12 protein-coding genes and 2 tRNA genes are annotated in these 24447 nt (G+C 58.6%); 9 read left to right on the top strand and 5 right to left on the bottom strand.

Annotated elements, in window-relative coordinates; translation table 11 throughout:
* Nucleotides 1–239: 239 nt before the first annotated feature.
* Both ACRRSD_RS18080 and ACRRSD_RS18085 read right to left on the bottom strand, forming a co-directional pair.
* Nucleotides 240–326 (bottom strand) — tRNA-Leu (locus ACRRSD_RS18080).
* A gap of 180 nt (nucleotides 327–506) precedes the next feature.
* Nucleotides 507–593, bottom strand: a tRNA-Leu gene (locus ACRRSD_RS18085).
* Between the two features lie 225 nt (nucleotides 594–818).
* On the opposite strand from ACRRSD_RS18085, the gene rnr reads away from it, so the two are divergent.
* The 7 genes from rnr (at nucleotide 819) to dnaB (ending at nucleotide 8114) form a co-directional block, all read left to right on the top strand.
* Nucleotides 819–3449: a ribonuclease R gene (rnr, locus tag ACRRSD_RS18090; RefSeq protein ID WP_435034516.1), complete on the top strand. Its 2631-nt coding sequence runs from the start codon at nucleotides 819–821 to the stop codon at nucleotides 3447–3449.
* Nucleotides 3446–4213 (top strand): 23S rRNA (guanosine(2251)-2'-O)-methyltransferase RlmB, encoded by a 768-nt coding sequence (rlmB, locus tag ACRRSD_RS18095; RefSeq protein ID WP_016983783.1) that lies wholly within the window; start codon nucleotides 3446–3448, stop codon nucleotides 4211–4213. Before rnr ends, rlmB begins: the two co-directional genes overlap by 4 nt.
* 306 nt (nucleotides 4214–4519) lie before the next feature.
* Nucleotides 4520–4942 carry a 30S ribosomal protein S6 gene (gene rpsF / locus ACRRSD_RS18100; RefSeq protein ID WP_038360383.1) on the top strand — a complete coding sequence of 141 codons (423 nt, stop codon included), beginning with the start codon at nucleotides 4520–4522 and terminating at the stop codon, nucleotides 4940–4942.
* Nucleotides 4943–4970: 28 nt separating this feature from the next.
* Complete coding sequence (rpsR, locus tag ACRRSD_RS18105; protein ID WP_002551829.1) at nucleotides 4971–5201, top strand: 30S ribosomal protein S18; 231 nt, start codon at nucleotides 4971–4973, stop codon at nucleotides 5199–5201.
* A 36-nt stretch (nucleotides 5202–5237) separates the two neighbouring features.
* The gene (locus tag ACRRSD_RS18110) at nucleotides 5238–6131 is read left to right on the top strand and encodes a hypothetical protein (RefSeq protein ID WP_435034517.1); all 894 of its coding nucleotides are present in this window, start codon (nucleotides 5238–5240) and stop codon (nucleotides 6129–6131) included.
* Nucleotides 6132–6150: 19 nt separating this feature from the next.
* Nucleotides 6151–6597 carry a 50S ribosomal protein L9 gene (gene rplI / locus ACRRSD_RS18115; protein ID WP_003221136.1) on the top strand — a complete coding sequence of 149 codons (447 nt, stop codon included), beginning with the start codon at nucleotides 6151–6153 and terminating at the stop codon, nucleotides 6595–6597.
* A 119-nt stretch (nucleotides 6598–6716) separates the two neighbouring features.
* Nucleotides 6717–8114: a replicative DNA helicase gene (gene dnaB, locus ACRRSD_RS18120; protein ID WP_007915846.1), complete on the top strand. Its 1398-nt coding sequence runs from the start codon at nucleotides 6717–6719 to the stop codon at nucleotides 8112–8114.
* A gap of 39 nt (nucleotides 8115–8153) precedes the next feature.
* On the opposite strand, the gene ACRRSD_RS18125 is transcribed toward dnaB, so the two are convergent.
* The 3 genes from ACRRSD_RS18125 to ACRRSD_RS18135 form a co-directional block, all read right to left on the bottom strand.
* Nucleotides 8154–12821 carry an NEL-type E3 ubiquitin ligase domain-containing protein gene (locus tag ACRRSD_RS18125; RefSeq protein ID WP_435034518.1) on the bottom strand — a complete coding sequence of 1556 codons (4668 nt, stop codon included), beginning with the start codon at nucleotides 12819–12821 and terminating at the stop codon, nucleotides 8154–8156.
* 101 nt (nucleotides 12822–12922) lie between these two features.
* Nucleotides 12923–15520, bottom strand: coding sequence for a hypothetical protein (locus ACRRSD_RS18130; RefSeq protein WP_435034519.1), 2598 nt, complete (start codon nucleotides 15518–15520; stop codon nucleotides 12923–12925).
* A 52-nt stretch (nucleotides 15521–15572) separates the two neighbouring features.
* Entirely contained in the window at nucleotides 15573–18155 is a 2583-nt protein-coding gene (locus tag ACRRSD_RS18135) for a hypothetical protein (protein WP_435034520.1), read from the bottom strand.
* A gap of 207 nt (nucleotides 18156–18362) precedes the next feature.
* Here ACRRSD_RS18135 and ACRRSD_RS18140 point away from each other — a divergent pair, with 207 nt between their 5' ends.
* On the top strand, nucleotides 18363–20675 hold the full coding sequence (locus tag ACRRSD_RS18140) for a YgiQ family radical SAM protein (protein WP_435034521.1): 2313 nt from the start codon (nucleotides 18363–18365) through the stop codon (nucleotides 20673–20675).
* Between the two features lie 409 nt (nucleotides 20676–21084).
* Nucleotides 21085–24360, top strand: coding sequence for a DUF2126 domain-containing protein (locus ACRRSD_RS18145; protein WP_435034522.1), 3276 nt, complete (start codon nucleotides 21085–21087; stop codon nucleotides 24358–24360).
* The last annotated feature ends 87 nt before the right edge of the window (nucleotides 24361–24447 follow it).

Here is a 24447-nt window from a genome sequence, read left to right on the forward strand (position 1 = left end):
TCACTGTCGCATTGCAAAAACTTGCAACAATGATAAACGATATTGTTTCTCAAGTGCGCCTTGCGGGAGGATGCGCGATCCTGTAATAGCTGCCGAAGGCTTGCGCCGCGTTCGGACGATCTTCTGATCTTGTTTTTCCAGATCAAGGTGAGGGGTGATAAATTTCTGGAAGCCAGAAACGCAAAAACCCGCTTTCGCGGGTTTCTGTGAAATCCAAGGCCGTAACCTTGAATTTGAATTGGTGCCCAGAAGAAGACTCGAACTTCCACGACCGTAAGGTCACCAGCACCTGAAGCTGGCGTGTCTACCAATTTCACCATCTGGGCAATCATCGCGAGCGTTGCCGCTGTTGATGTGGCGCACTATACGGAGCGTCTTTTGATCTGTAAACCCCTGATTTAATTTTAATAAATCAGTTTTAAGAAACGCCGGGCTTAGAATGCAAAAAACCCGCTTTCGCGGGTTTTGTGTGAGCCTTGAAACTGATCTAGTCTCAAGCTCGAAATTGGTGCCCAGAAGAAGACTCGAACTTCCACGACCGTAAGGTCACCAGCACCTGAAGCTGGCGTGTCTACCAATTTCACCATCTGGGCAGTATCGGCAACGCTGTGCGTCGTCGATGGCGCGCACTATACGGAGCGTCTTTTTAACTGTAAACCCCTGTCAGCAAAAAATATGATTTTTTTTACCAGCGGTGTACAAAACGGCTTTCAAGCGTCGTTGCAGGGCCTCAGTCAGGCCTTATAGAGTCGGAAATTTCCCGTTTCATGGCGCCTATGCCAAACTAACCCGCATATAGACAAGGTGAAAACTCTCTAATGGCCGATTGGCAGTCCCTCGATCCCGAGGCCGCTCGTGAAGCGGAAAAATACGAAAACCCTATTCCTAGCCGCGAACTGATCCTGGCGCACCTCGCCGATCGGGGTTCGCCTGCTGCCCGCGAGCAACTGGTCGAAGAGTTTGGTCTGACCACGGAAGACCAGATCGAAGCCCTGCGCCGCCGCCTGCGCGCCATGGAGCGCGACGCACAACTGATCTACACCCGCCGCGGCACTTATGCACCGGTCGATAAACTCGACCTGATCCTCGGCCGCATCAGCGGTCACCGCGACGGTTTCGGCTTCCTGGTGCCGGACGACGGCAGCGATGATCTGTTCATGAGTCCGGCGCAGATGCGTCTGGTGTTCGATGGCGACCGTGCGCTGGCGCGTGTTTCCGGTCTCGACCGTCGCGGTCGCCGCGAAGGCGTGATCGTCGAAGTGGTCTCCCGTGCTCACGAAACCATCGTCGGTCGTTACTTTGAAGAAGGCGGCATCGGCTTCGTCGTTGCCGACAACCCGAAGATTCAGCAAGAAGTGCTGGTCACCCCGGGCCGCAATGCCAACGCGCAGATCGGTCAATTCGTTGAGGTGAAAATCACCCACTGGCCGACGCCGCGCTTCCAGCCGCAAGGCGACGTGGTTGAAGTGGTCGGCAACTACATGGCGCCGGGCATGGAAATCGACGTGGCCCTGCGCACCTACGACATTCCGCACGTCTGGCCTGAGGCTGTTCTGAAAGAAGCGGCCAAGCTCAAGCCGGAAGTCGAAGAGAAAGATAAAGAGAAGCGCGTCGACCTGCGTCATCTGCCGTTCGTCACCATCGACGGCGAAGATGCCCGCGACTTCGACGATGCCGTTTATTGCGAAGCCAAACCGGGCAAGCTGCGCCTGTTCTCTGGCGGCTGGAAGTTGTACGTGGCGATTGCCGACGTTTCCAGCTATGTGAAGATCGGTTCGGCGCTGGACAACGAAGCGCAAGTGCGTGGCAACTCGGTGTATTTCCCCGAGCGCGTCGTGCCGATGCTGCCTGAGCAACTGTCCAACGGCCTGTGCTCGCTGAATCCGCACGTCGATCGTCTGGCCATGGTTTGCGAGATGACCATCTCCAAGTCCGGCGAAATGACCGACTACTGCTTCTATGAAGCGGTGATCCATTCCCACGCCCGTCTGACTTACAACAAAGTCAGCGCGATGCTGGAAACGCCGAAAATCACCGAGGCGCGTCAGCTTCGCGGTGAGTACAACGATGTTCTGCCGCACCTCAAGCAGCTTTATGCGCTGTACAAGGTTCTGCTGGCTGCCCGTCACGTACGTGGCGCGATCGATTTCGAAACGCAGGAAACCCGAATCATCTTCGGTACCGAGCGCAAGATTGCCGAAATCCGTCCGACCACCCGCAATGACGCGCACAAGCTGATCGAGGAATGCATGCTGGCGGCCAACGTGGCCACCGCCGAGTTCTTAAAGAAGCATGAAATTCCTGCGCTGTACCGCGTGCATGACGGCCCGCCACCAGAGCGTCTGGAAAAACTGCGCGCGTTCCTTGGCGAGCTTGGTCTGTCCCTGCACAAAGGCAAGGATGGCCCTTCGCCGAAGGACTATCAGGCCTTGCTGGCGAGCATCAAGGACCGTCCGGATTTCCATCTGATCCAGACCGTGATGCTGCGCTCGCTGAGTCAAGCGGTGTACAGCGCTGACAATCAGGGCCACTTCGGCCTGAATTACGAAGCGTATACCCACTTCACTTCGCCGATCCGTCGTTATCCGGACCTGCTGACGCACCGCGCGATCCGCAGCGTGATCCATTCGAAACAGGATACCCCGCACGTTCGTCGTGCCGGTGCGATGACCATTCCGAAGGCGCGCATCTATCCGTACGACGAGGCAGCACTGGAGCAGCTCGGCGAGCAGTGCTCGATGAGTGAGCGCCGTGCTGACGAAGCGACCCGCGACGTGGTGAACTGGCTCAAGTGCGAGTTCATGAAAGACCGCGTGGGCGAGTCGTTCCCGGGCGTGATCACCGCGGTAACCGGTTTTGGCCTGTTCGTCGAGCTGACCGATATCTACGTCGAAGGCCTGGTGCATGTCACCGCGCTGCCGGGCGATTACTACCACTTCGATCCTGTGCATCACCGCCTGGCGGGCGAGCGCACCGGTCGTAGCTTCCGCCTTGGCGATACCGTTGAAGTGCGGGTCATGCGCGTCGACCTCGACGAGCGCAAGATCGACTTCGAGATGGCTGAAAAAACCATCAGCGCGCCAATCGGCCGCAAGAAGCGTGGTGCTGAAACCACGGCTCCTGCTGCCAAGGCTTCGGAAGAAAAGGCCCCGGCTAAAACTGCCAGCCGTCGTCCTGCCAAGGAAAAAGTCGCAGAAGCCTATCGTCCAAGCGACGCCGTGGCGAAAAACGCCGAGTTGCGCAAAAGCCGTGAAATGAAGAAAGCGCTGCTTTCTGATGCCAAAAACGGTGGTAAAGCGGCGTCCGGGGGAAAGACCGGACGGTCGGCGCCTGAAAAGGCCTCCGGCGGCAAGCCAGCCAAACCGAGCAAACATCGTAAAGGCCCGCCAAAAGCGGGTTCTGCTCCAGCCAAAAGTGGCGGGGCACGTAAACCGAAGGCGAAGTCATGAGTCAGTTGGAAAAAATCTACGGCGTTCACGCGGTAGAAGCGTTGCTGCGTCATCACCCGAAACGCGTCAAGCAGATCTGGCTGGCGGAAAGCCGCAACGATCCGCGCGTACAGACCCTGGTTGAGCTGGCCAACGAAAATCGTGTCCAGGTCGGCCAGGCCGAGCGCCGTGAAATGGACGCTTGGGTTGAAGGCGTGCATCAGGGCGTGGTGGCGGAAGTCAGCCCGAGCCAGGTCTGGGGCGAAGCCATGCTCGACGAGCTGCTCGATCGCACTGAGGGCGCGCCACTGTTGCTGGTGCTGGATGGCGTGACAGATCCGCACAACCTCGGCGCCTGCTTGCGTTCGGCTGATGCGGCCGGTGCGCTGGCGGTGATAGTGCCGAAAGACAAATCGGCAACTTTGACGCCGGTCGTGCGTAAAGTCGCTTGCGGCGCGGCGGAAGTGATTCCGCTGGTGGCGGTAACCAACCTTGCGCGTACGCTGGAAAAGCTTCAGCAGCGCGGTCTGTGGATTGTCGGTACGGCGGGTGAGGCCGAGGTCAGCATTTATGACCAGGACCTGACTGGCCCAACCATCCTGATCATGGGCGCCGAAGGCAAAGGCATGCGTCGCCTGACTCGCGAGCACTGTGATTATCTGGTGAAGCTGCCGATGGCCGGTAGCGTCAGCAGTCTCAACGTCTCGGTAGCGACCGGCGTCTGCCTGTTCGAAGCCCAGCGTCAGCGCGGTGCAAAAGCCAAGGCTGCCGCGAAGAAGTCCTGAGTCGTACACGATTCAAATGTGGGAGCGAGCCTGCTCGCGAAAGCGGAGTGTCAGTCGACATAAATGTTGCCTGATACAACGCATTCGCGAGCAGGCTCGCTCCCACAGTGTTTGTGGTGTGGCATAAATGGGTGGTTGTTCAAATAATCACCAATTACCTTGCGCCTCTTCTGCCCCTTCTCTACAATTGCGCCCCTTGCTGTGACGGCAGGCACGCATGTGCCCCGCGCCAGCAAGTCCATAAGTGTCATTCACTCCTTGTCTGACCGTTTTTGAGCGGCAGGCTACAACCCGTAAGGAGCATTCATGCGTCATTACGAAATCATCTTTTTGGTCCACCCGGATCAAAGCGAGCAAGTCGGCGGCATGGTTGAGCGTTACACCAAGCTGATCGAAGAAGACGGCGGCAAAATCCACCGTCTGGAAGATTGGGGCCGTCGTCAACTGGCCTACGCAATCAACAATGTTCACAAGGCTCACTACGTGATGCTGAACGTTGAGTGCACTGGCAAGGCCCTGGCCGAGCTGGAAGACAACTTCCGCTACAACGATGCAGTGATCCGTAACCTGGTCATCCGTCGCGACGAAGCCGTTACTGGCCAGTCCGAGATGCTCAAGGCTGAAGAAAACCGCAGTGAGCGCCGTGAGCGTCGCGACCGTCCTGAGCACGAAGGCGCTGATAGCGCTGATAGTGATGACAGCGACAACAGCGATAACGCTGACGAGTAATCCACGGACCTTTTAAGGAGCCTATCAAATGGCACGTTTCTTCCGTCGTCGTAAATTCTGCCGCTTCACCGCTGAAGACGTGAAAGAGATCGATTACAAAGATCTCAACACTCTGAAAGCCTACGTATCCGAGACCGGCAAAATCGTTCCAAGCCGCATCACCGGTACCAAAGCTCGTTATCAGCGTCAGCTGGCCACCGCTATCAAGCGCGCCCGCTTCCTGGCCCTGCTGGCCTACACCGACAGCCACGGCCGCTGAGACCGGGCAGTCGACAAGTAGCAAAGGATTGAATGCATGCGTGCCTTAGCTGAGTTCATCATGCGAGGCCGTATGCAGGCCACTCTCGTGGTGGCCGGATGTGCAACATTGCCGTTGTTGTATTGGTTGGGCGCTGCCGCCGGGAGCCTTGTGCTGCTGCGGCGCGGACTGACGGACGCCCTGGGTGTTCTGTCTCTGGGGCTGCTGCCGGCATTGATCTGGTGGTGGTATGCCGATGACCCACGCGCACTTCTGGTGCTGCTGGGGTCTTCGGGACTTGCGTTGGTTTTGCGCGCAAGTGAGTCCTGGGTTCGCACGCTGCTGGTCAGCGTAGTGGTTGGAGTGGTGTTTTCAGTGGTGCTCGGGGCAGCGTTTGCGGCCCAGATCGAGATGCTCGCGCAGGCCTTGATAAAGGTCATGCCGGCGCTTCTCGGTGAGACTTACAAGCAATTGTCGGTTGATGAGCAAGCGCGTTTCGCGTCCCTGATCGCACCAGTCCTGACCGGACTGATTGCGGCTTTGTTGCAAATCGTCAGCGTGCTGAGCCTGATTGTCGGGCGGCATTGGCAGGCGTTGTTGTACAACCCGGGTGGTTTTGGTCGCGAGTTTCGCGCCATCCGGATCCCGCTGGGGCCGGCGATGTTACTGCTGGCGTTGATGCTTCTGGGCCCGAATCTCGGTGCACAGATGGCCATGTTGACGCCGTTGTGCAGTGTACCGCTGGTGTTCGCCGGACTTGCCCTGATTCACGGGCTGGTCGGGCAGAAGCGACTGGCCGGTTTCTGGCTGGTGGGGTTGTACGTCACGCTGCTGTTGTTCATGCAGCTGATCTATCCGTTGCTCGTGGTCCTGGCCATTGTCGACAGCCTGATTGATTTTCGCGGTCGTCACGTGTCGAAAGACGCCGATAACGCGAACGGTGAAGGTTAAAAGTTAAGAGGATTTCCACATGCAACTGATCCTTCTGGAAAAAATCGCCAACCTGGGCAACCTGGGCGACAAAGTAAACGTTAAGGCCGGTTACGGCCGTAACTACCTGCTGCCTTTCGGCAAAGCTACCGCTGCGACCGCTGCCAACCTGGCTGCGTTCGAAGAGCGTCGTGCTGAGCTGGAAAAAGCTGCCGCAGACCGTAAAGCATCGGCTGAAAGCCGTGCTGCCCAACTGGCCGAGCTGGAAGTGACCATCACTGCCACCGCTGGCGACGAAGGCAAGCTGTTCGGTTCGATCGGTACTCACGACATCGCTGACGCACTGACCGCCTCCGGCGTTGAAGTGCAGAAGAGCGAAGTTCGTCTGCCGAACGGCACCATCCGCAACGTGGGTGAATTCGACGTGGCTGTGCACCTGCACGCCGAAGTTGAAGCCACCGTACGCGTTGTCGTGGTAGCAGCTTAAGCAACACTGATCGGCTGGCGGCTTGTCCGTCAGACGGTTAACATCGGGCACGATCCTGTTTACAGGTCGTGCCCTTTGTCTTTCTGAATTCCCTGTTTTTCCAAACAACACAAGTGGCCATGAACGATATCTCCGCTCCCGAGCAATACGATCTGCAAACCGCTGCCCTGAAGGTGCCGCCGCATTCCATCGAAGCCGAACAGGCTGTACTCGGTGGTCTGATGCTGGACAACAACGCCTGGGAACGCGTGCTCGATCAAGTCTCCGACGGCGATTTCTATCGACATGACCACCGTCTGATCTTCCGTGCGATCGCCAAACTGGCCGATCAGAACATGCCGATCGACGTCGTGACCCTGTCCGAACAACTGGACAAGGAAGGTCAGACCTCGCAGGTCGGTGGCCTCGGTTACCTTGGCGAACTGGCGAAAAATACGCCGTCCGTCGCCAACATCAAGGCCTATGCGCAGATCGTCCGTGAACGAGCGACGTTGCGCCAGTTGATCGGCATCAGCACCGAAATCGCCGACAGCGCGTTCAATCCGGAAGGCCGCACCGCCGCCGAGATTCTCGACGAAGCCGAACGGCAGATCTTCCAGATTGCCGAGGCCCGACCTAAAACCGGCGGCCCGGTCGGTGTCAACGATTTGCTGACCAAGGCTATCGATCGCATCGACACCTTGTTCAACACCGACAACGCCATCACCGGTCTGTCCACCGGCTACACCGACCTCGACGAGAAGACCAGCGGCCTGCAGCCGTCTGACTTGATCATCGTCGCCGGCCGTCCGTCGATGGGTAAAACCACCTTCGCGATGAACCTGGTGGAAAACGCCGTGTTGCGCAGCGAGAAGGCGGTTCTGGTGTACTCCCTCGAGATGCCAGGTGAATCGCTGATCATGCGTATGCTCTCCTCGTTGGGGCGCATCGATCAGACCAAGGTGCGTTCCGGCCAACTGGAAGACGATGACTGGCCGCGCCTGACCTCGGCGGTCAACCTGCTCAACGATCGCAAGCTGTTCATCGATGACACCGCCGGCATCAGCCCGTCGGAAATGCGTGCGCGAACCCGGCGTCTGGTGCGCGAGCACGGCGATGTCGGCCTGATCATGATCGACTACCTGCAGCTGATGCAGATTCCCGGTTCCAGCGGTGATAACCGCACCAACGAGATTTCCGAGATCTCGCGATCCCTGAAAGCGCTGGCCAAGGAATTCAACTGTCCGGTGGTGGCGCTGTCGCAGCTCAACCGCTCCCTCGAACAACGTCCGAACAAGCGTCCGGTGAACTCCGACTTGCGCGAATCCGGAGCGATCGAGCAGGACGCCGACGTGATCATGTTCGTCTACCGCGACGAGGTGTATCACCCGGAAACCGAACACAAGGGCATCGCCGAAATCATCATCGGCAAGCAGCGTAACGGCCCGATCGGTTTTATCCGCCTGGCGTTCATCGGCAAATACACCCGTTTCGAAAACCTCGCCCCGGGCAGTTACAACTTCGACGACGACGAGTGACAGCAGGCCGAAGTCATTCGGCCTGCTGTCATGCTTCTATTACACCGTTGCGTCGCTCGGTCCCGGAGTTTCATCGGCAAGCATGACGTTGGCAGAAGGCGCCTCGATGGTTGTTCGAGGCTGCAGTTCCTGCCGCGTCAGCGTCTGGATCAATGTTGCTTCGACAATCGCCAGTTGCGCGGTCACATCATCGGTTTGTGAATTGTATTGAGCCTCGCTCAGCAGGCGCTGCGCTGACTGGCTGTCCAGAATCTCTTGCCGATCCTGAAACGGCTGTCGGCCCGCATCGAATTGCGCCTGGTATTTGTGGATGATGAAGTCCTGCCAGAAATCCATCGATACCAACGCCTGAAACTCTTCGGGCGAACCATTCAACGCAACGACTTTTCGATAAGCCACCTCCAGCATGGCCGGAGTAACCCCGGCCATACCGATGAAGGTGAGTGACTGCGGTTGAAACGGCAATTGCAGCCGATCCTTGAGGCCAAAGCGGTAAGCCATGGTCATTTCATGGGGATCGCGTATGCGCAGACTTTGGCTGTTTCGCAGCTCCCGGGATGTGGCCGGATCGTCGATGATTGCCCGGCTCGATGCGATCTCTGCCGCAGCAAACTCGTCAACCTGCTTCAGCCGGAACAAGCCTTTGGACAACTCAACCAATGGCTCGCCATTCTTATCTTGTCTGGCCTGCACGCGAGCCTTGTGAGTCATGGCCAGCACTTGCAGGTCGGTGAAGGTCGCTGCTGCGAGGTCAGTGCAGCCGGCTTCGCACGCACGATCGAACAGTTCCCTGCGCAAGGTGCGCGACTGCGGATTGTCTTCGGTGATGACATCAATCACGTCCCAGGCCTGGCGCCGGAAATCGGCATGGTGGACGCGGCTAGCGAGGATGTTGAAGAAACCGTCCGAGCCTTCCTGTTCACGCAATGTGCGCCATTGAGCTTTTCTGATGGAGACTTCATCGACGGTCAATCCCGCGGTCCATTGCAGGCCAGGTTCCATGATGTTTCTGGCTATGGGGCGACGTGCGACGGCGACAGAGGTTGTGAGCAGATTGAGTGTTCGGTTCAGAGGTGTCCCGGCTGCGGTCAGTCGTTCACGGTAGGCGAGCAACTGCTGTGGCGTGGCGTCCGACAAAGGATTGTTGCTCACCAGAGTGCCACTGTTGACCTGGACCGAATGCGCCAGACGCTCCGGCGTCGGTGCAGCAACAAAGTCAGGAATCGTCGTGATCCGGTTGTTGCTCAGATCGATCCCGGTCAGCAGAGGTTGATCAAACAGGCCGGTCGGCCATTGGCTGATACCGGTGTTCGCCAGATTGACCTCGCGCATGTCGGTGATCTGGCTGAAGTCCGGTATCACGCCGAGTTGCGGGTTGTTGTCAATCCAGAGCGCTCTGAGCGTTGTGCGCCCAGCCAGTATCCGTGCCGTTTCTGCGTTGAGTTCAAGTTGGTTGTGCTGCAAGAACAAGCGTGTCATCCCGTGCATTTCGCCCACGGCCGGAGGCAAGTCTCTGAGCCGGTTGTTCGACATGTCCAGCCAGCGCACATGACGAAAACGAGTGAGGAAACCTTCCGGAGAAGCCGTCAGGTTCATGCCGCTCAACCGGAGTGAGCCGACATGGCTGAAGTCGATGCTCAGGTCCGGCAGGGTCGGCAGCGTCAGGCCGCTCAAGTCCAGTTCCAGACCGATTGGCGTGCCATCGAAGGCGTGCTTCTGCGCCGTTTCGCGCCGCCAGCAACTGATGATCCGATCCCGCGCTGAGGTGCGGTCATTGCGGGTGGTGGCGTTGATTTGCAGCTGATTGGCACGCACATAACGGAGCCGATTGCCGCCTCCGGAAAAGACCCAATCGTCGAGCTGGGTTTTCAGCAGTTCGAACTCTTGCTCCAGCGCGAGCAAGCGCGGGGCGACGGTGCCGCTGTCGTGATTCCAGATGAACTCCCTGCACTCTTTGATGCTCTTGGCCGGGTACAGGTTTCGATAGCGCTGCGCCCTCGAATTCTCGCTATCGAATACGGCGGGATTGGCTGGTTCCATCAATGCCGGGTGAGACTCTTTCAGGCGTCGCCAGTAGATGTCGAATTTTCTCCAGTAAGCGGAGGGAAAGTCGTTACCCTCAAGGCGCGTGACATTGTTGATCCGCGCGACGACTGAAAGTGTCTCGGGTGTCGGGTTGAGGTTCGCCTGGGGGACCTCGCTCATGCGATTGTCGCGCAGATCCAGGCTGGTCAGGCCGGCTTTGTCCAGCAGCCCGGCAGGCCACTGGCCGATACCCGTGTTTTTCAGGTTCAGGACCTGTAACCCGGACATGGCGCTGAAGTCGGGCACTGTACGCAACTGATTGTTGGATAGATCGATCTGTTTCAACTGGTGTAATCCGCTCAGCGCCAAAGCGCTTTGCTCATCCAGTTTTATCAGATTCGAACTCAGGTTCAGATGGCTGAGTTTGTCCATCTCGGCGATTTTGTTCGGCAATTTTTCAAGGCCGGACTGGACGATGGTCAGGCTTTCCAGGTTTGGGCAGTTGGACAGGAGCGTATTGGCGGTGTCGGACCAGATAACCGAGTCGAGAGTGAGTGATTTGACGTGACTGAAATCCACGGTCAGCAAGGGCAGTGGTCCATACAATGGTGGCAGTTTCAGTGCGCCTTCCGACTCGCCGAGCCAGCAGCCTTTGATGATTCTTGCCAAGCGGGTGGCGTTGATTCTTTCCGGTCCGATTATGTTGGCCGGCCCGAGTTGACTGTCGGCTATGTAGGCTTGCAGTTGCGTTTCGAGTAAATCGAAACCGGCAATGCGTCGGGCTATCTGATTCTCGGCATCATCACCCAGGCCAATCAGATACTCCCTGGCGGCTTGCGGGTCCTTGTCCGGGTACATGCGGCGCACCATTGCGACTTCAGGGATGTCGCCATCGAGTCTGAACGCGTCCGCGTGCGAGCCAGTGCGCATCGCCGGATAGTCGGCCACTACACGCCGCCAATAGACTTCGAGCGAGCGCCAATAGCCGTTAGGGAAGGGGTTGCCTTCTATCAGCGTAACCGCGTTGATGCGTGCGACGGCCAGGAGTTGATCGCTTGGCGGGTTGAGGATCGTCTGCGGAATTTCGCGCAGTTGGTTGTTACGCAAGTCGACCACTTCCAGCGACACCTGCTCGCGTAAACCGTTGGGCCATTGCTCCAGCCGGGTGTTGTTCAGGTTCAATGAGCGCAGTTGCGACATGCCGCTGAAATCCGGCGTTCTTCCAAGGGGATTACCCGCCAGGTCGAGGTGTTCGAGCTGGTTGAGCGTGCCCGTTGTTAACGCCGTTCGCTCGCTTAGCTCAATGCGATTGGTGTTCAGATCCAGAGCCTTGAGAGCGGGCATTTGTGCGATACCCGGCGGCAGCTTGGCCAGGTTGGAGTGGGTCACCGCCAGTTTTTCGAGGTTGGGGAAACTGCCAAGGAAGGTGTCGGCAGTGTCCGACCAGGCGACCGCGGTCAGCTCCAGCGTGCGTACATGGCTGAAATCAGCCGTCAGGGGCGCAAGGATCGCATCCCCCAGATCCAGTTTTAGCGATGTTCCGGTCTGCCGTTTCCAGCAGCGTTTTATTTCTTCGACGGCACGCTCCACAGAGGGATGTACAGGTTCGGTGGGCGATTCTGAGGACGTCTTCTTGATCCAGGCAGCAAGGTCAGCCTTGAGCGACTTGTACTTGGCTTCTCGTTGGTCCAGATAGTTGCGGACGTCATCCCCCTGTGAGCGCAAAAGCTGAGTGATTTCCTCTTTCCTGAGGTCCGGAAACAGTCTCCCCGCGCGGGATTCTGGTGTGCGCAGACGATTGATCGCCGTCGTCAAACGTTGCAGCAGGTTTGGGTGAGCGGGGCTGCCTGACTCACTACGGAACATCCCCCCGGCACCACCGACCTCAGTCCCCAGCCAGCCTTCGTGGGTATCGAAAATAATCGGTTCCGATCTTCCCGGACGCGTTGCGATGTAGGTATTGGTGCTATCGCCGGCAACCGGATCCTGCGCGCGGACGATCCGCATCACCGCTGTGGATGGGGTCGAGGCATCGATGTCGTGCAGTACCTGATAACTGTGGTTGTCGATCACCGCATAGAGCTTGCCGTTGAAACGGTGAAGTCCATCGTTGCCGCTTTGCATGCCGCTGAAATCCAGCTGCGTACGGAACGCCTCCAGTCGGGTAGCCGACAGTGGCACACCGATCGGTTCGAACTGGTCCAGCTCATGCCAGACCCCTGAGCTGGAGTCGCGCAGCAGCACAGGTCCCGAGGGCAAGGACTCGCTGGGCAGTTTTGCTCGATACAGTCCTGTTTCCGGATCCTTGCCGATCAGCACGATGCCGCCGGGCACTTCGGCGTATTGGCGGCTCTTGTATGTTCTTAAACCGTCAGCGTTGCGATCCGACAAACCGGTGGCGGATGGTACCCAGTAATGCTCCAGCGAATGACTCACGGAACGCGGTGTGTCAATCGACAACACGGGTCGATGAACCGTGATGGTCGGTGCCGGCGCGATCGCATCGATGTCGGCTTGCGCCGGCAATCTGCCCGGGCGCGGCGAGTGCCCGCCTGGTATTGAGATCTCTGAATCCGTGCGCAGAGGCAGGTCGAGGCGCGGGGTATCCACGTCTGGCACAGAGTTCTGACGAACATGGCTGGTACCGGAACTGCCGCCTTTGGCAGATGATTTAACGGGCATTTCTTTCTATCCTTGTAGAGTTTGCGCATCAGCTCGCATACACAGGAGCTGATGGCAGGGTCGGCGTCATTGCCTGATTTAGCGTTTAGTCCCAATGCCCTTCATTCGGGCCTGGGGAGCACGGCAGCCGTGCTGGCCAGTGCAAATATTTTTGTCGCTGTCTTGCCATCGAAGGTCTGGCGCCAGATGGCCACGTGCGGTAAGCCCGCCTGTTCATCGCGGCGTTGAGATTCGATGCCGCGCCTGCTCTGCTCAATCGTTTTGAGATGACCACCTCTTGTCGTGAAATTCAGCGGCAAGGCGTCCTGCCTGTCGTAGTGGAAGTGGGCTTCCCACAACGGCGTGTCATCGGCACGATCGCTGATCGAGTAAACGTCCAGAAACGACTTGCTCTGGCCTTTGCCCAGCTGCTTGCGATCAACAGTCTTGCTCACGTTGAGTTCGTCGGCATCCATCAGAAAGTTGAGGCGCATGATGTCGAGCACATCCCTGTTCTTGTACATACGCACCAGAACGCTTTGGCCTTGCGCGGCAAGTGAGTCCACTGCGGTTCGCAGGCGTGTGGACAGGTCGAGGATTTCGGCGTCGTCGGTGGCGTCTTCGAGACTTTCCAGGCGTCTTGCCTGCTCGTTCAGGCTGTCTGTCGCGTTATCCAGGTCGTCGAGGATCTCGCTCGGACTGGTTTTTTTTGCCTCATCCACCTTGGCCTTGGCAACGTGTTGTTCGACTTCAGCCAGCAACTGTCTTGCCTCTGCGATAAGTTTTGGCTTGGGTGTTCGGGTAATGGGCGAGCGAACGGGCAACCATTCTCCTTGTCTTTTTTCGTAGCGCGCGGAGGGAGAGTCAGGCCGCAGTGGATCGGGTACCTTGACGATGACGTTGCCGTCCTGAGTCGTTTCCATGTCCCCGACCAGTACTCTGTAAGTGCCATGGTGACGGACACGGAAAACTTTCCTCGGCGGTACGGGGCGAGCATTTTCGGAAGGGTCGGGCTGCGGTGGAAGAAAATCGAAATCGATATCGTGGTTGACGCTTGGCAGCGCAGTGTTGCGATCAAACGAATCAAGAATTTCGCTCAGCCTGTTTTCGATGCGCTTCTCGAATGGACCGATCAGGCTGAGGATTTCCCTTATGTACTCACTCCTGGAAGCATCGGAGGCAGCCAGTTGCATCTCAAAGCGGGACTTGTCTGTCCTTATCTGATCAAGGGTTAACAACAACGCCATCGGGTGATCGCGCTGCGGAACGTTTTTCAAATCGCCAGTGATCAAGTCGATGGACGCAAGAGAAGGCATGGTTGTGTTGGGTGCATGGTCGGGCGTGCCGGCAAACAAGTGAACGAAGAGCGTCAGCTTGTTGAAGTTGATGCGCTCGGCCGATGGCACTTGCTGCCTGATTTCTTCGAGTGTCGGGGCTGCTCCGGGATCAGCTTTTTTGATTTCAGCCATGACCACTTCCCGCTCCTCGATAAACCGCAGTTTCTTGTTCAGGTGGGGGATGATCTTCTTGCAACTGTCGGCGTCGAGTCTTGAGACGGTAGGCTTGACCCGCAAGTCCATGGCCGCCATGAGTCGGTTCAGAAACTCCGCACGTTCGATCCGGAAGGTGTGCAGTTCCTGCTTGAACAGCCCGCTTGCTTTCGTGTGGATCAGCCAGTTCTTGTTGAGAAGAAGCGACTCCACGAAGTCCGCTTGCTTGTGAACGTGTTTGAGCAGATTCACTTCGACGTTGAGCAGTTTTGCGTTTCTCTGCGCACTGCCCTCAGGCAACTCTTTGGCCTCGGCCCACAGGTCGTTATGACGGTCAGACGAATTTTGCAACTCCGTGTGGGCCTTCTGAAAAGGCTTGTACATCAGCATCAAAGTGTCCGTGCTTAGCCGAGCCATCTCTGCGTCAGTGGTGCCTTTCTTCGGGTTTGGCAAATGATAGACCCAGCTATTGACCTCATCGCGCCTGACCGCCCGGGTTTTTCCGCTGCGGCTGGCCCGGTAGATATTTGCGATATCGATTGCCACGGGGTCTTTCGGGTTGACGATGCGCCACGCTTTTTGCGTCGCGGTGGAGGCACTCACGTCGTGCATGACCTGATAAACATGATTGTCGATGGTCAGGTATAGCCGGCCTTCGTGGCGAAATAATCCTTCGCCGTCGGCGCTGACGCCTGTGAAGTCCAGATTCGTGCGAAGCGTCTGCAGGTGAGTATCGAACAAGGAAACGGCGTCACCGTCATTGAGCGAATGCCAGAGACCGCTGTTGGCGTCGCGCAGCAATAGCGGCCCTGATGCAACCCGTTCGGCGGCGAGTTGGGCGCGATAGAGGCCGGTTTGCGGATCCACACCGACCATAACGATGCCGTCGTACATCACATCGACATATTCGCGCTCCTTGTACATCCTCAAACCTTGAAGATTGGCCTGCGGCATACGGTCAGGTACCGCGCGCCAGTAATGCTCCAGCGGTTGAGGCCCTGGTGTGGCGGTTTCGACTGATGTCGAGTGCGCAATGACGACGGCTGACGGTCTGATCGCGTCGAGGTCGGCAATGCCGTGGGGGGAGAGCGGTCGCGTCGGGGCGCCGAGAGAAAACGATGATTGCAGTGTCGCATGTGGCGTTTGCACCGTATCACCGTGCAGTGATGCATTCGGTCGAGAAGAGCTATCGACATTAGCCGTGCTCTTGACGGTTTTTTTTGGAGCCATGTTTTTCATCCTTGAAATAAGTCCCTCAGCCCTGGTTCAGGAAGAGACCGTTTTATGAAGCCAACTGGAATATTTGCTGCGCTGTCGACAGGTCGATGTCTTCACGCCAGATCCGCACATGTGCTCGACCGGCCTGTTCATCGCGGCGTTGGGATGACGTGCCGAGCCTGCTCTGCTGCAAGGTCTTCAGGTGGCCGCCCTTGGGATTGAAGTTCAGCGCAGGGCTGTCTTTCTCTGCGTAGTGAAAATGGGCGTGCCACAGCGTCGTGCCGGTTTGCCTGTCGTTCAGGGTGTAAACGTCGAGGTAGTCCTTTTTGTTGCCTTTACCCAGCTGTATCCGGTTGTGAGTTCTGGTAGCGCTGAGATGTCCGTGGCTGATCAGGTAGGCCACTCGATCAATGCTCAGATAGGCCGGATCCTTATAGAGGCGCACGCGAATCTCTTCGCTTTCATTGAGCAGGCGCTGGCTGTCGTGTTCCAGACGCTGGCGCAATGTGGCCGTATCCACGGCGCCGGGATTCGGGGCCTGTTCGATTTGTCGAGTGACTTCGGTGAGGTCGTCGGCCCGGTCGGTGAGGAACTCGACGATGCTGGTGGCGTTGCGTTTCGCGCGCTCATCGCGCCAGGCCGTGTTCAAGTGAAGATCGGTTTTTTCCAGAAGTTGCTCGGCCTGGGTGGTCAATGTCGTCAGATTTCTTTCTTGCCGGGCAATCTGGCGGCGCCATTCACCTTCCCGGCGCTCGTAGGTTTGCAATACCTCTGCCGGATCATGCGGGTTGATCACATCAATCAGCTCTTCGCCAGCGTCGGTACGGCGTGGCCGACCGACGCGAATCTTGTAGACACCGTGGTGTTTGCTGCGAAACATCTTGCGCGGTGTGGCGCTTGGCTGATTCCTGCTTTGCGCAGGGATAAAGTCGAAATCAATCGGTTGCTCATGGGGCGGCAACGTCGATGTCTTTTCCTGCTCATGGTGGAAGCGGTTCAAGTGCTCTTCCAGCGTACCCTCGAAGGTGCGGATGGCCTCGACGATTTCTTCTCGTGAGCGGTTATGGTGCGCGCCGCTCGGCAGTTGCAGGTTTTCGTACGAGACCCTGATTGCCGACGTCTGATCCAGTAGATCGCTGAGCAATGCAATGCGCGCTTGCTCAGGGATGCTGTCGAACGCGCGGAAGGCAAACGTGACCTCGCCAAAACAGAACCCGAGGTAGCGGGCGTGGGCGTTGTTGACGTCGACTACAGCCGCGGTGTCGACGAACATCCGGCTTTTGGCGTAAATCCAGAAGGCCACCGTATCGTGCAGATCCATCGGCTCGAACGCGGCACCAGACAACTCGCTTTGCGACAAGCGCCACGTGTTCAGTAGTTCATCGGCAATCGCCTGACGCTGTCTGAGCATCACCAGCTTGCTCGACAGGTGGGCTGCGATCTTGGGGTGGTCTGAAACCGGACCACCGAAGAGCGGCCCGTCGAGGAGTTGGCGCGAATCATTGGCGATCATCAGTTGGTTGAGCGTCAGCAATCGGCCTTTTTGTAGCATGATGACTTTGTTGCGGTAGGCCGTGCCGCCTCTGATCACGACGATCCGCTCCCTTTGTTCGGTATGCACGTTGAGGGTTTTTTCGAGTATCGACAGCTCCCGTTGATGGTGCTCTTCGAGTTGCTCCAGTACGTTGCGCTCGCGATCGGTGCCTTTCAGCGCCCGCCAACGGTTTTGTAACTGTTCGCCCTTGGTCATCGCCTGGTCGAACTCCAGATCCAGTGCCTGCAGCTCGAATACCAGGTCGGCCACGCGTGCAGCTTCTGTTGGCTTTGCACTTCGACGCATGCCCCCCGCACCGCCCACCAGCGTTCCCAGCCAGCCGTGATGCCGATCAAAGACAATCGGCTCCGAGCGTCCCGGGCGGGTGCCGATGTAAAGGTTGGCGGGATCAGTGGCCACCGGATCTTCGGCGCGGATGATGCGCATCACTGCCCTCGACGGCACGGAGGCGTCAAGATCATGCAGTACCTGATAGGCGTGCTCCCCCATCACCACATACAGTTTGCCGTTGTGCCGGTGCAGCCCGTCATGGCCAGGATCTGCACCGCGGAAATCCAGATGGGTTGCGAAGGCTTGCAGGCGAGTTGCGGACAAGGGGAAGGTGATGGGTTCGAATATTTTCACCGCATGCCAGAGACGGCTGTCGGGATCGCGCACGAGCATTGGCCCGGAAGCGTGCCGCTCGCTCGGCAGTCTTGCCTGGTAAAACCCGGTTTGCGCAGCCTGCACGACCTGGACGATTCCACCGTCCGACACATCGACGTAGCGGCGTCCCTTGAAGATTCTGAAACCTTCCACATCGGGATCTGGCAGTGAGGCATGCGCACCGACCCGGTAGTGCTCAAGTGATTGTTCCTGAGCCACCGGGTGCGTGGGCGCGGTGGATGTTGACTGTCTGATTATAATCGGTGGTGCCGCAGTGATTGCGTCCAGGTCAGCGCTCGTCGCGGTTCTGCCGGGCGTCTGCACTGCGCGTGCGGGCAATGCGCCTGATGGATCAGTCTGATGCGGCACACGCCCGATAAGCGGAGCGCCCGGCCGTGGATGGACATCGACAGTAGCGATGCCTCTGATGGGCGATTTAGGTGACATTTCTTCATCCTTGAAGGGGTGTCACATCAGCCGGCGCTGGCGCTGGGCTGATGAATATTAGGTTCGAGTTTGATTTTTTGCCTGTTACGGGTTGTCGGACGCGCAGGACGCAGACTGTGAGAGAAACCGACCATTGCCGTCGGAATTGGTCAAAATTTGTGCTATATTCCGCGCCCGCGATTTTTCACTTCAACACCGGTCGTCGACATGCAAGCAGCCAAGCCGTTATTTGACTATCCAAAATATTGGGCCGAATGTTTCGGGCCAGCGCCATTCCTGCCGATGAGCAGGGAGGAGATGGATCAGCTTGGCTGGGATTCGTGCGACATCATCATTGTTACTGGTGATGCCTACGTCGATCACCCATCGTTCGGCATGGCGATCATCGGCCGGCTGCTGGAGTCTCAGGGCTTCCGCGTCGGGATCATTGCCCAGCCGAACTGGCAGTCCAAAGACGACTTCATGAAGCTCGGCGAGCCGAACCTGTTCTTCGGGGTTGCGGCGGGCAACATGGACTCGATGATCAACCGCTACACCGCGGACAAGAAAATCCGTTCCGACGACGCTTACACGCCTGGCGGCATGGCCGGCAAGCGTCCGGACCGCGCGAGCCTGGTTTACAGTCAGCGCTGTAAAGAAGCCTACAAGCACGTGCCGATCGTCCTTGGCGGCATCGAAGCGTCCCTGCGCCGCATCGCCCACTACGATTACTGGCAGGATCGCGTGCGTAACTCGATCCTGATCGACGCCAGCGCCGACATTCTGCTGTACGGCAACGCCGAACGCGCAATTGTCGAAGTCGCCCAGCGTCTGTCCTATGGCCACAAGATCGAAGACATCACCGACGTGCGCGGCACCGCGTTCATTCGTCGCGATACGCCGAAAGACTGGTACGAAGTCGATTCGACGCGTATCGATCGTCCGGGCAAGGTCGACAAGATCATCAACCCGTACGTGAATACCCAGGACACTCAGGCCTGCGCCATCGAGCAGGAAAAAGGCCCGGTCGAGGATCCGCAGGAAGCCAAGGTCGTACAGATTCTGGCCAGCCCGCGCATGACCCGTGACAAGACCGTGATTCGTCTGCCATCGGTTGAAAAGGTCCGTGGCGACGCCGTTCTGTACGCTCACGCCAACCGCGTGCTGCACCTGGAAACCAACCCGGGCAACGCCCGCGCGCTGGTGCAGAAGCATGGCGAAGTCGACGTCTGGTTCAACCCGCCGCCGATTCCGATGACTACTGAAGAAATGGACTACGTGTTCGGCATGCCTTACGCCCGTGTTCCGCACCCGGCGTACGGCAAGGAGAAGATCCCGGCCTACGACATGATCCGTTTCTCGGTAAACATCATGCGTGGCTGCTTCGGTGGCTGCACCTTCTGCTCGATCACCGAGCATGAAGGCCGGATCATCCAGAACCGTTCCGAAGAGTCGATCATTCGCGAAATCGAAGAGATCCGCGACAAGGTGCCGGGTTTCACCGGTGTCATCTCCGACCTCGGCGGCCCGACCGCGAACATGTACCGCATCGCCTGCAAAACGCCGGAAATCGAATCGGCGTGCCGCAAGCCATCCTGCGTGTTCCCGGGTATCTGCCCGAACCTGAACACCGACCACTCGTCGCTGATTCAGTTGTACCGCAGCGCCCGTGCGTTGCCGGGTGTGAAAAAGATCCTGATCGCCTCCGGCCTGCGTTACGACCTCGCGGTCGAGTCGCCGGAGTACGTCAAAGAGCTGGTGACCCACCACGTTGGTGGTTACCTGAAGATCGCCCCGGAACACACCGAGGAAGGTCCGCTCAACCAGATGATGAAACCGGGCATTGGCAGCTATGACAAGTTCAAGCGCATGTTCGAGAAGTACACCAAGGAAGCCGGCAAAGAGCAGTACCTGATTCCGTACTTCATCGCCGCCCACCCGGGCACTACCGACGAAGACATGATGAACCTGGCCTTGTGGCTCAAGGGCAATGGCTTCCGCGCCGACCAGGTGCAGGCGTTCTACCCGTCGCCAATGGCCACCGCCACGGCGATGTACCACTCGGGCAAGAACCCGCTGCGTAAAGTCACCTACAAGAGCGACGGCGTGACCATCGTCAAGAGCGAAGAGCAGCGTCGTCTGCACAAGGCGTTCTTGCGTTATCACGACCCGAAAGGCTGGCCGATGCTGCGTGAAGCGCTGATCCGCATGGGCCGTGGCGACTTGATCGGTTCGGGCAAGGATCAGTTGATCCCGACGCACCAGCCGGCTACCGACAGCTACCAGAGCGCCCGCCGCAAGAACTCGACGCCGGCTGGCAGCCATAAAGTGGCGAAGGAAGGCAAAGAGAAGACCACCAGGATCCTCACTCAGCACACCGGTCTGCCGCCGCGTGCCAGTGATGGTGGTAATCCTTGGGACAAGCGTGAACAGGCCAAGGCCGCGGCGTTTGCCCGCAACCAGCAGGCGGCCAAGGAACGTAAAGACGCTGCGAAAGGCAAAGGGCCGAAGCCGACCCGTAAGCCGGTGGTACCGCGCTAAACATCGCTTGAGCTGAACAGAACGCCAACCTTCGGGTTGGCGTTCTGCATTTCTGGGGCTGGATATTGGGTTGTCCGCAAAATCCATCCCCCTCACCCCAGCCCTCTCCCCCATGGGGGGCGAGGGGGAAGGGAGCAGATCTTCATGCTTTTCAAAATCTGAGTTCGACTCAAGATTTTCAAGTCGGCGTATCTCCAACATCCAACGCGGTCAGTCCCCTCTCCCTCTGGGAGAGGGCTAGGGTGAGGGGCTCTTCGCAACATTTACGTGCAATCAGCCCAAACCATTTCCCCGCATCGCCCGATTTTGGTGCTGTACTGCCCTAAGCATTCCGGAAAAGCGCCCAAGCCTGTGCATGGCATAAGTCTTGCGCGCTTTCGAATACGCTTAGGCTCGCAGGAGGCACGCCGTGTCGATTCATGTCGCATTGCATCACGTCACGCATTACCGCTACGACCGCGCTGTCGAACTCGGCCCGCAGATCGTTCGCCTGCGCCCGGCCGCCCACAGCCGCACGCGGATTCTGTCGTATGCGCTGAAAGTATCGCCCGAGCAGCACTTCATCAACTGGCAGCAGGATCCGCAGGGCAACTACCTCGCCCGATTGGTGTTTCCCGAGAAAACCGACGAATTACGTATCGAAGTCGATCTGCTCGCCGAGATGGCGGTGTTCAACCCGTTCGACTTCTTCCTCGAGCCCTACGCCGAGAAAATCCCCTTCGCCTACGCCGCCGATGAGCGCAAGGAGCTGGCGCCATACCTCGAAACCCTGCCGCTGACCCCCAAATTCAAAGCCTATCTGGACGCCATCGACCGCACGCCGCTGCCGGCGGTGGATTTTCTGGTGGCGCTCAACCAGCGCTTGAGCGAAGACATCGGTTACCTGATCCGCATGGAACCGGGCGTGCAGACGCCGGAACACACCCTCGAACACGCCTCGGGTTCCTGCCGGGATTCGGCGTGGCTGCTGGTGCAACTGCTGCGCAACCTTGGATTGGCCGCGCGATTTGTCTCCGGGTATCTGATTCAACTGACCGCCGACGTGAAAAGCCTCGACGGCCCGTCCGGCACTGACGTCGATTTCACCGACCTGCACGCCTGGTGCGAGGTGTATTTGCCGGGCGCTGGCTGGATCGGCCTGGATGCGACCTCCGGGCTGTTTGCCGGTGAAGGGCATATCCCGTTGGCCTGCAGTCCCGATCCGTCCTCGGCGGCACCGATCAGTGGCTTGGTCGAGCCGTGTGAGTGTGAGTTCAGCCATGAAATGTCAGTGGAACGGATCTGGGAGGCGCCGCGCGTCACCAAGCCTTACACCGATGAGCAATGGCTGGCGATTCAGGCGCTGGGCCGACAGATCGATGCCGACCTGCTGGCGGATGACGTACGCCTGACCATGGGCGGCGAACCGACCTTCGTTTCCATCGATGACCCGGATGGTGCCGAGTGGAACACCGCCGCGTTGGGTGCGGACAAGCGCCGGCTCTCTGCCGAACTGTTCCAGCGCATGCGTAAACATTACGCGCCGAAAGGCCTGGTGCATTTTGGTCAGGGCAAGTGGTATCCCGGCGAGCAACTGCCGCGCTGGTCGCTCAACTGCTATTGGCGTCGCGACGGCGTGCCGATCTGGCACAACGATGCCTTGATCGCTGACGAGCAGCAGGATTACGGCGCCAATGGCGAATTGGCCGGGCGCTTCCTCGCCAGTGTCGCCGAGCGATTGAAGTTGCCTACGCGTTTTGTGTTTCCGGCCTACGAAGACAATTTCTACTACCTCTGGCGTGAGGGCACGTTGCCTGGCAACGTCAGCGCCGAAGATTCGCGTCTGGAGGAGCCGCTCGAGCGCGCACGCCTGCGCAAGGTGTTCAGTCAGGGCCTGAACAAAGTCATTGGTCAGGTGCTGCCGCTGGCGCGCACCGCCAAGGGCGATCAGTGGCAGAGCGGGCGCTGGTATCTGCGTGACGAACATTGCCGATTGGTCCCGGGGGATTCGCCGCTGGGTTATCGCTTGCCACTGGGTTCGCAGCCTTGGGTAAAAGCCGCCGAGTATCCGTTTATCCATCCCCAGGACCCGAATCAGGACTTCCCTGAGCTGCCGGATGCCGCGCAGCTAAACCGTCACGGCGAACCGTCGACAGCTGACGAACGTGTGCCGAAAATCGACGAATCCGCTGACTGGCTGACCCGCACGGCATTCTGCGCGGAGGCTCGCGAGGGGCGTTTGTACTTGTTCATGCCGCCGCTGGAGCGGGTCGAGGATTATCTGGAGCTGGTGGCCGCCATCGAAGCCACCGCCGAAGAGCTGCATTGCCCGGTGTTGCTGGAAGGCTACGAGCCGCCGAGCGATCCGCGCCTGAGCAACTTCCGCATCACCCCGGACCCGGGCGTGATCGAGGTCAACGTGCAGCCGTCGGCGACGTGGGACGAGTTGGTCGAGCGCACTGAGTTTCTTTACGAAGAGGCGCGGCAGACTCGGCTGACCACCGAGAAATTCATGATCGATGGCCGTCACACCGGCACCGGCGGCGGCAACCATTTCGTGCTCGGTGGTGCGACGCCGGCGGATTCACCGTTTCTGCGTCGCCCCGATCTGCTGCGCAGCCTGATCAGCTACTGGCATAACCATCCATCGTTGTCGTATCTGTTCTCCGGACTGTTCATCGGCCCGACGTCGCAGGCGCCGCGTGTCGACGAGGCGCGCAATGACGCGCTGTACGAACTGGAAATCGCTTTCGCACAGATGCCCGAACCGGGCGAGGAATGCGCGCCATGGCTGGTTGATCGACTGCTGCGCAACCTGCTGATCGACGTCACTGGCAATACGCACCGTGCCGAGTTCTGCATCGACAAACTGTACTCGCCGGACGGCGCCACCGGGCGTCTCGGCTTGCTGGAATTGCGCGCCTTTGAAATGCCGCCCCATGCGCGGATGAGTCTGGCCCAGCAGTTATTGCTGCGGGCGCTGGTCGCACGTTTCTGGCGCGAACCTTATGCGCCGCCGAAACTGGCGCGCTGGGGCACTGAACTGCACGATCGCTTCCTGTTGCCGCACTTTATCGAGCAGGATTTCGCTGACGTCATCGTCGAACTCAACAACGCCGGTTATCCGCTGCGCGCGGAATGGTTTGCCGCGCATCTGGAATTTCGTTTTCCAAAAGTCGGCGATTACGCCGTCAATGGCATCGAACTGGAACTGCGTCAGGCGCTGGAGCCTTGGCACGTGCTGGGCGAGGAGGGCGCGGCAGGCGGCACGGTGCGTTACGTCGACTCATCTCTGGAGCGTCTGCAGGTCAAGCTCAAAGGGCTGCCGCCGCAGCGTTATTTGCTGACCTGTAATGGCATCGCGGTGCCGTTGCACCCGACCGGGCGCGTGGGCGAGTTCGTCGCGGGTGTGCGTTACCGTGCGTGGCAACCGGCCAACTGCCTGCAACCGACGATTCCCGTGCACGCACCGCTGGTATTCGATTTGCTCGACACCTGGATGGGCCGTTCGCTGGGTGGATGTCAGTACCACGTCGCCCATCCGGGCGGGCGTAATTACGAGACGTTGCCGGTCAATGCCAACGAAGCGGAGAGCCGGCGCATGGCGCGATTCTTCCGCGTCGGACACACGCCGGGGAAACTTCCTATACCCAACGTGGAAATCAGTGACGAGCTACCGATGACAATCGATTTGCGACGTTTCTAAGTCCTGCGCGACACGCGGATTTTTCGTATATCCGCGTGTCATGTGCCTGCGTTAGTCTGACCGTTCCTTGCTGTCTGCCGAGCTTTC

It is taken from the genome of Pseudomonas neuropathica, assembly GCF_051174785.1.
In the GTDB taxonomy this organism is placed as follows: domain Bacteria; phylum Pseudomonadota; class Gammaproteobacteria; order Pseudomonadales; family Pseudomonadaceae; genus Aquipseudomonas; species Aquipseudomonas neuropathica_A.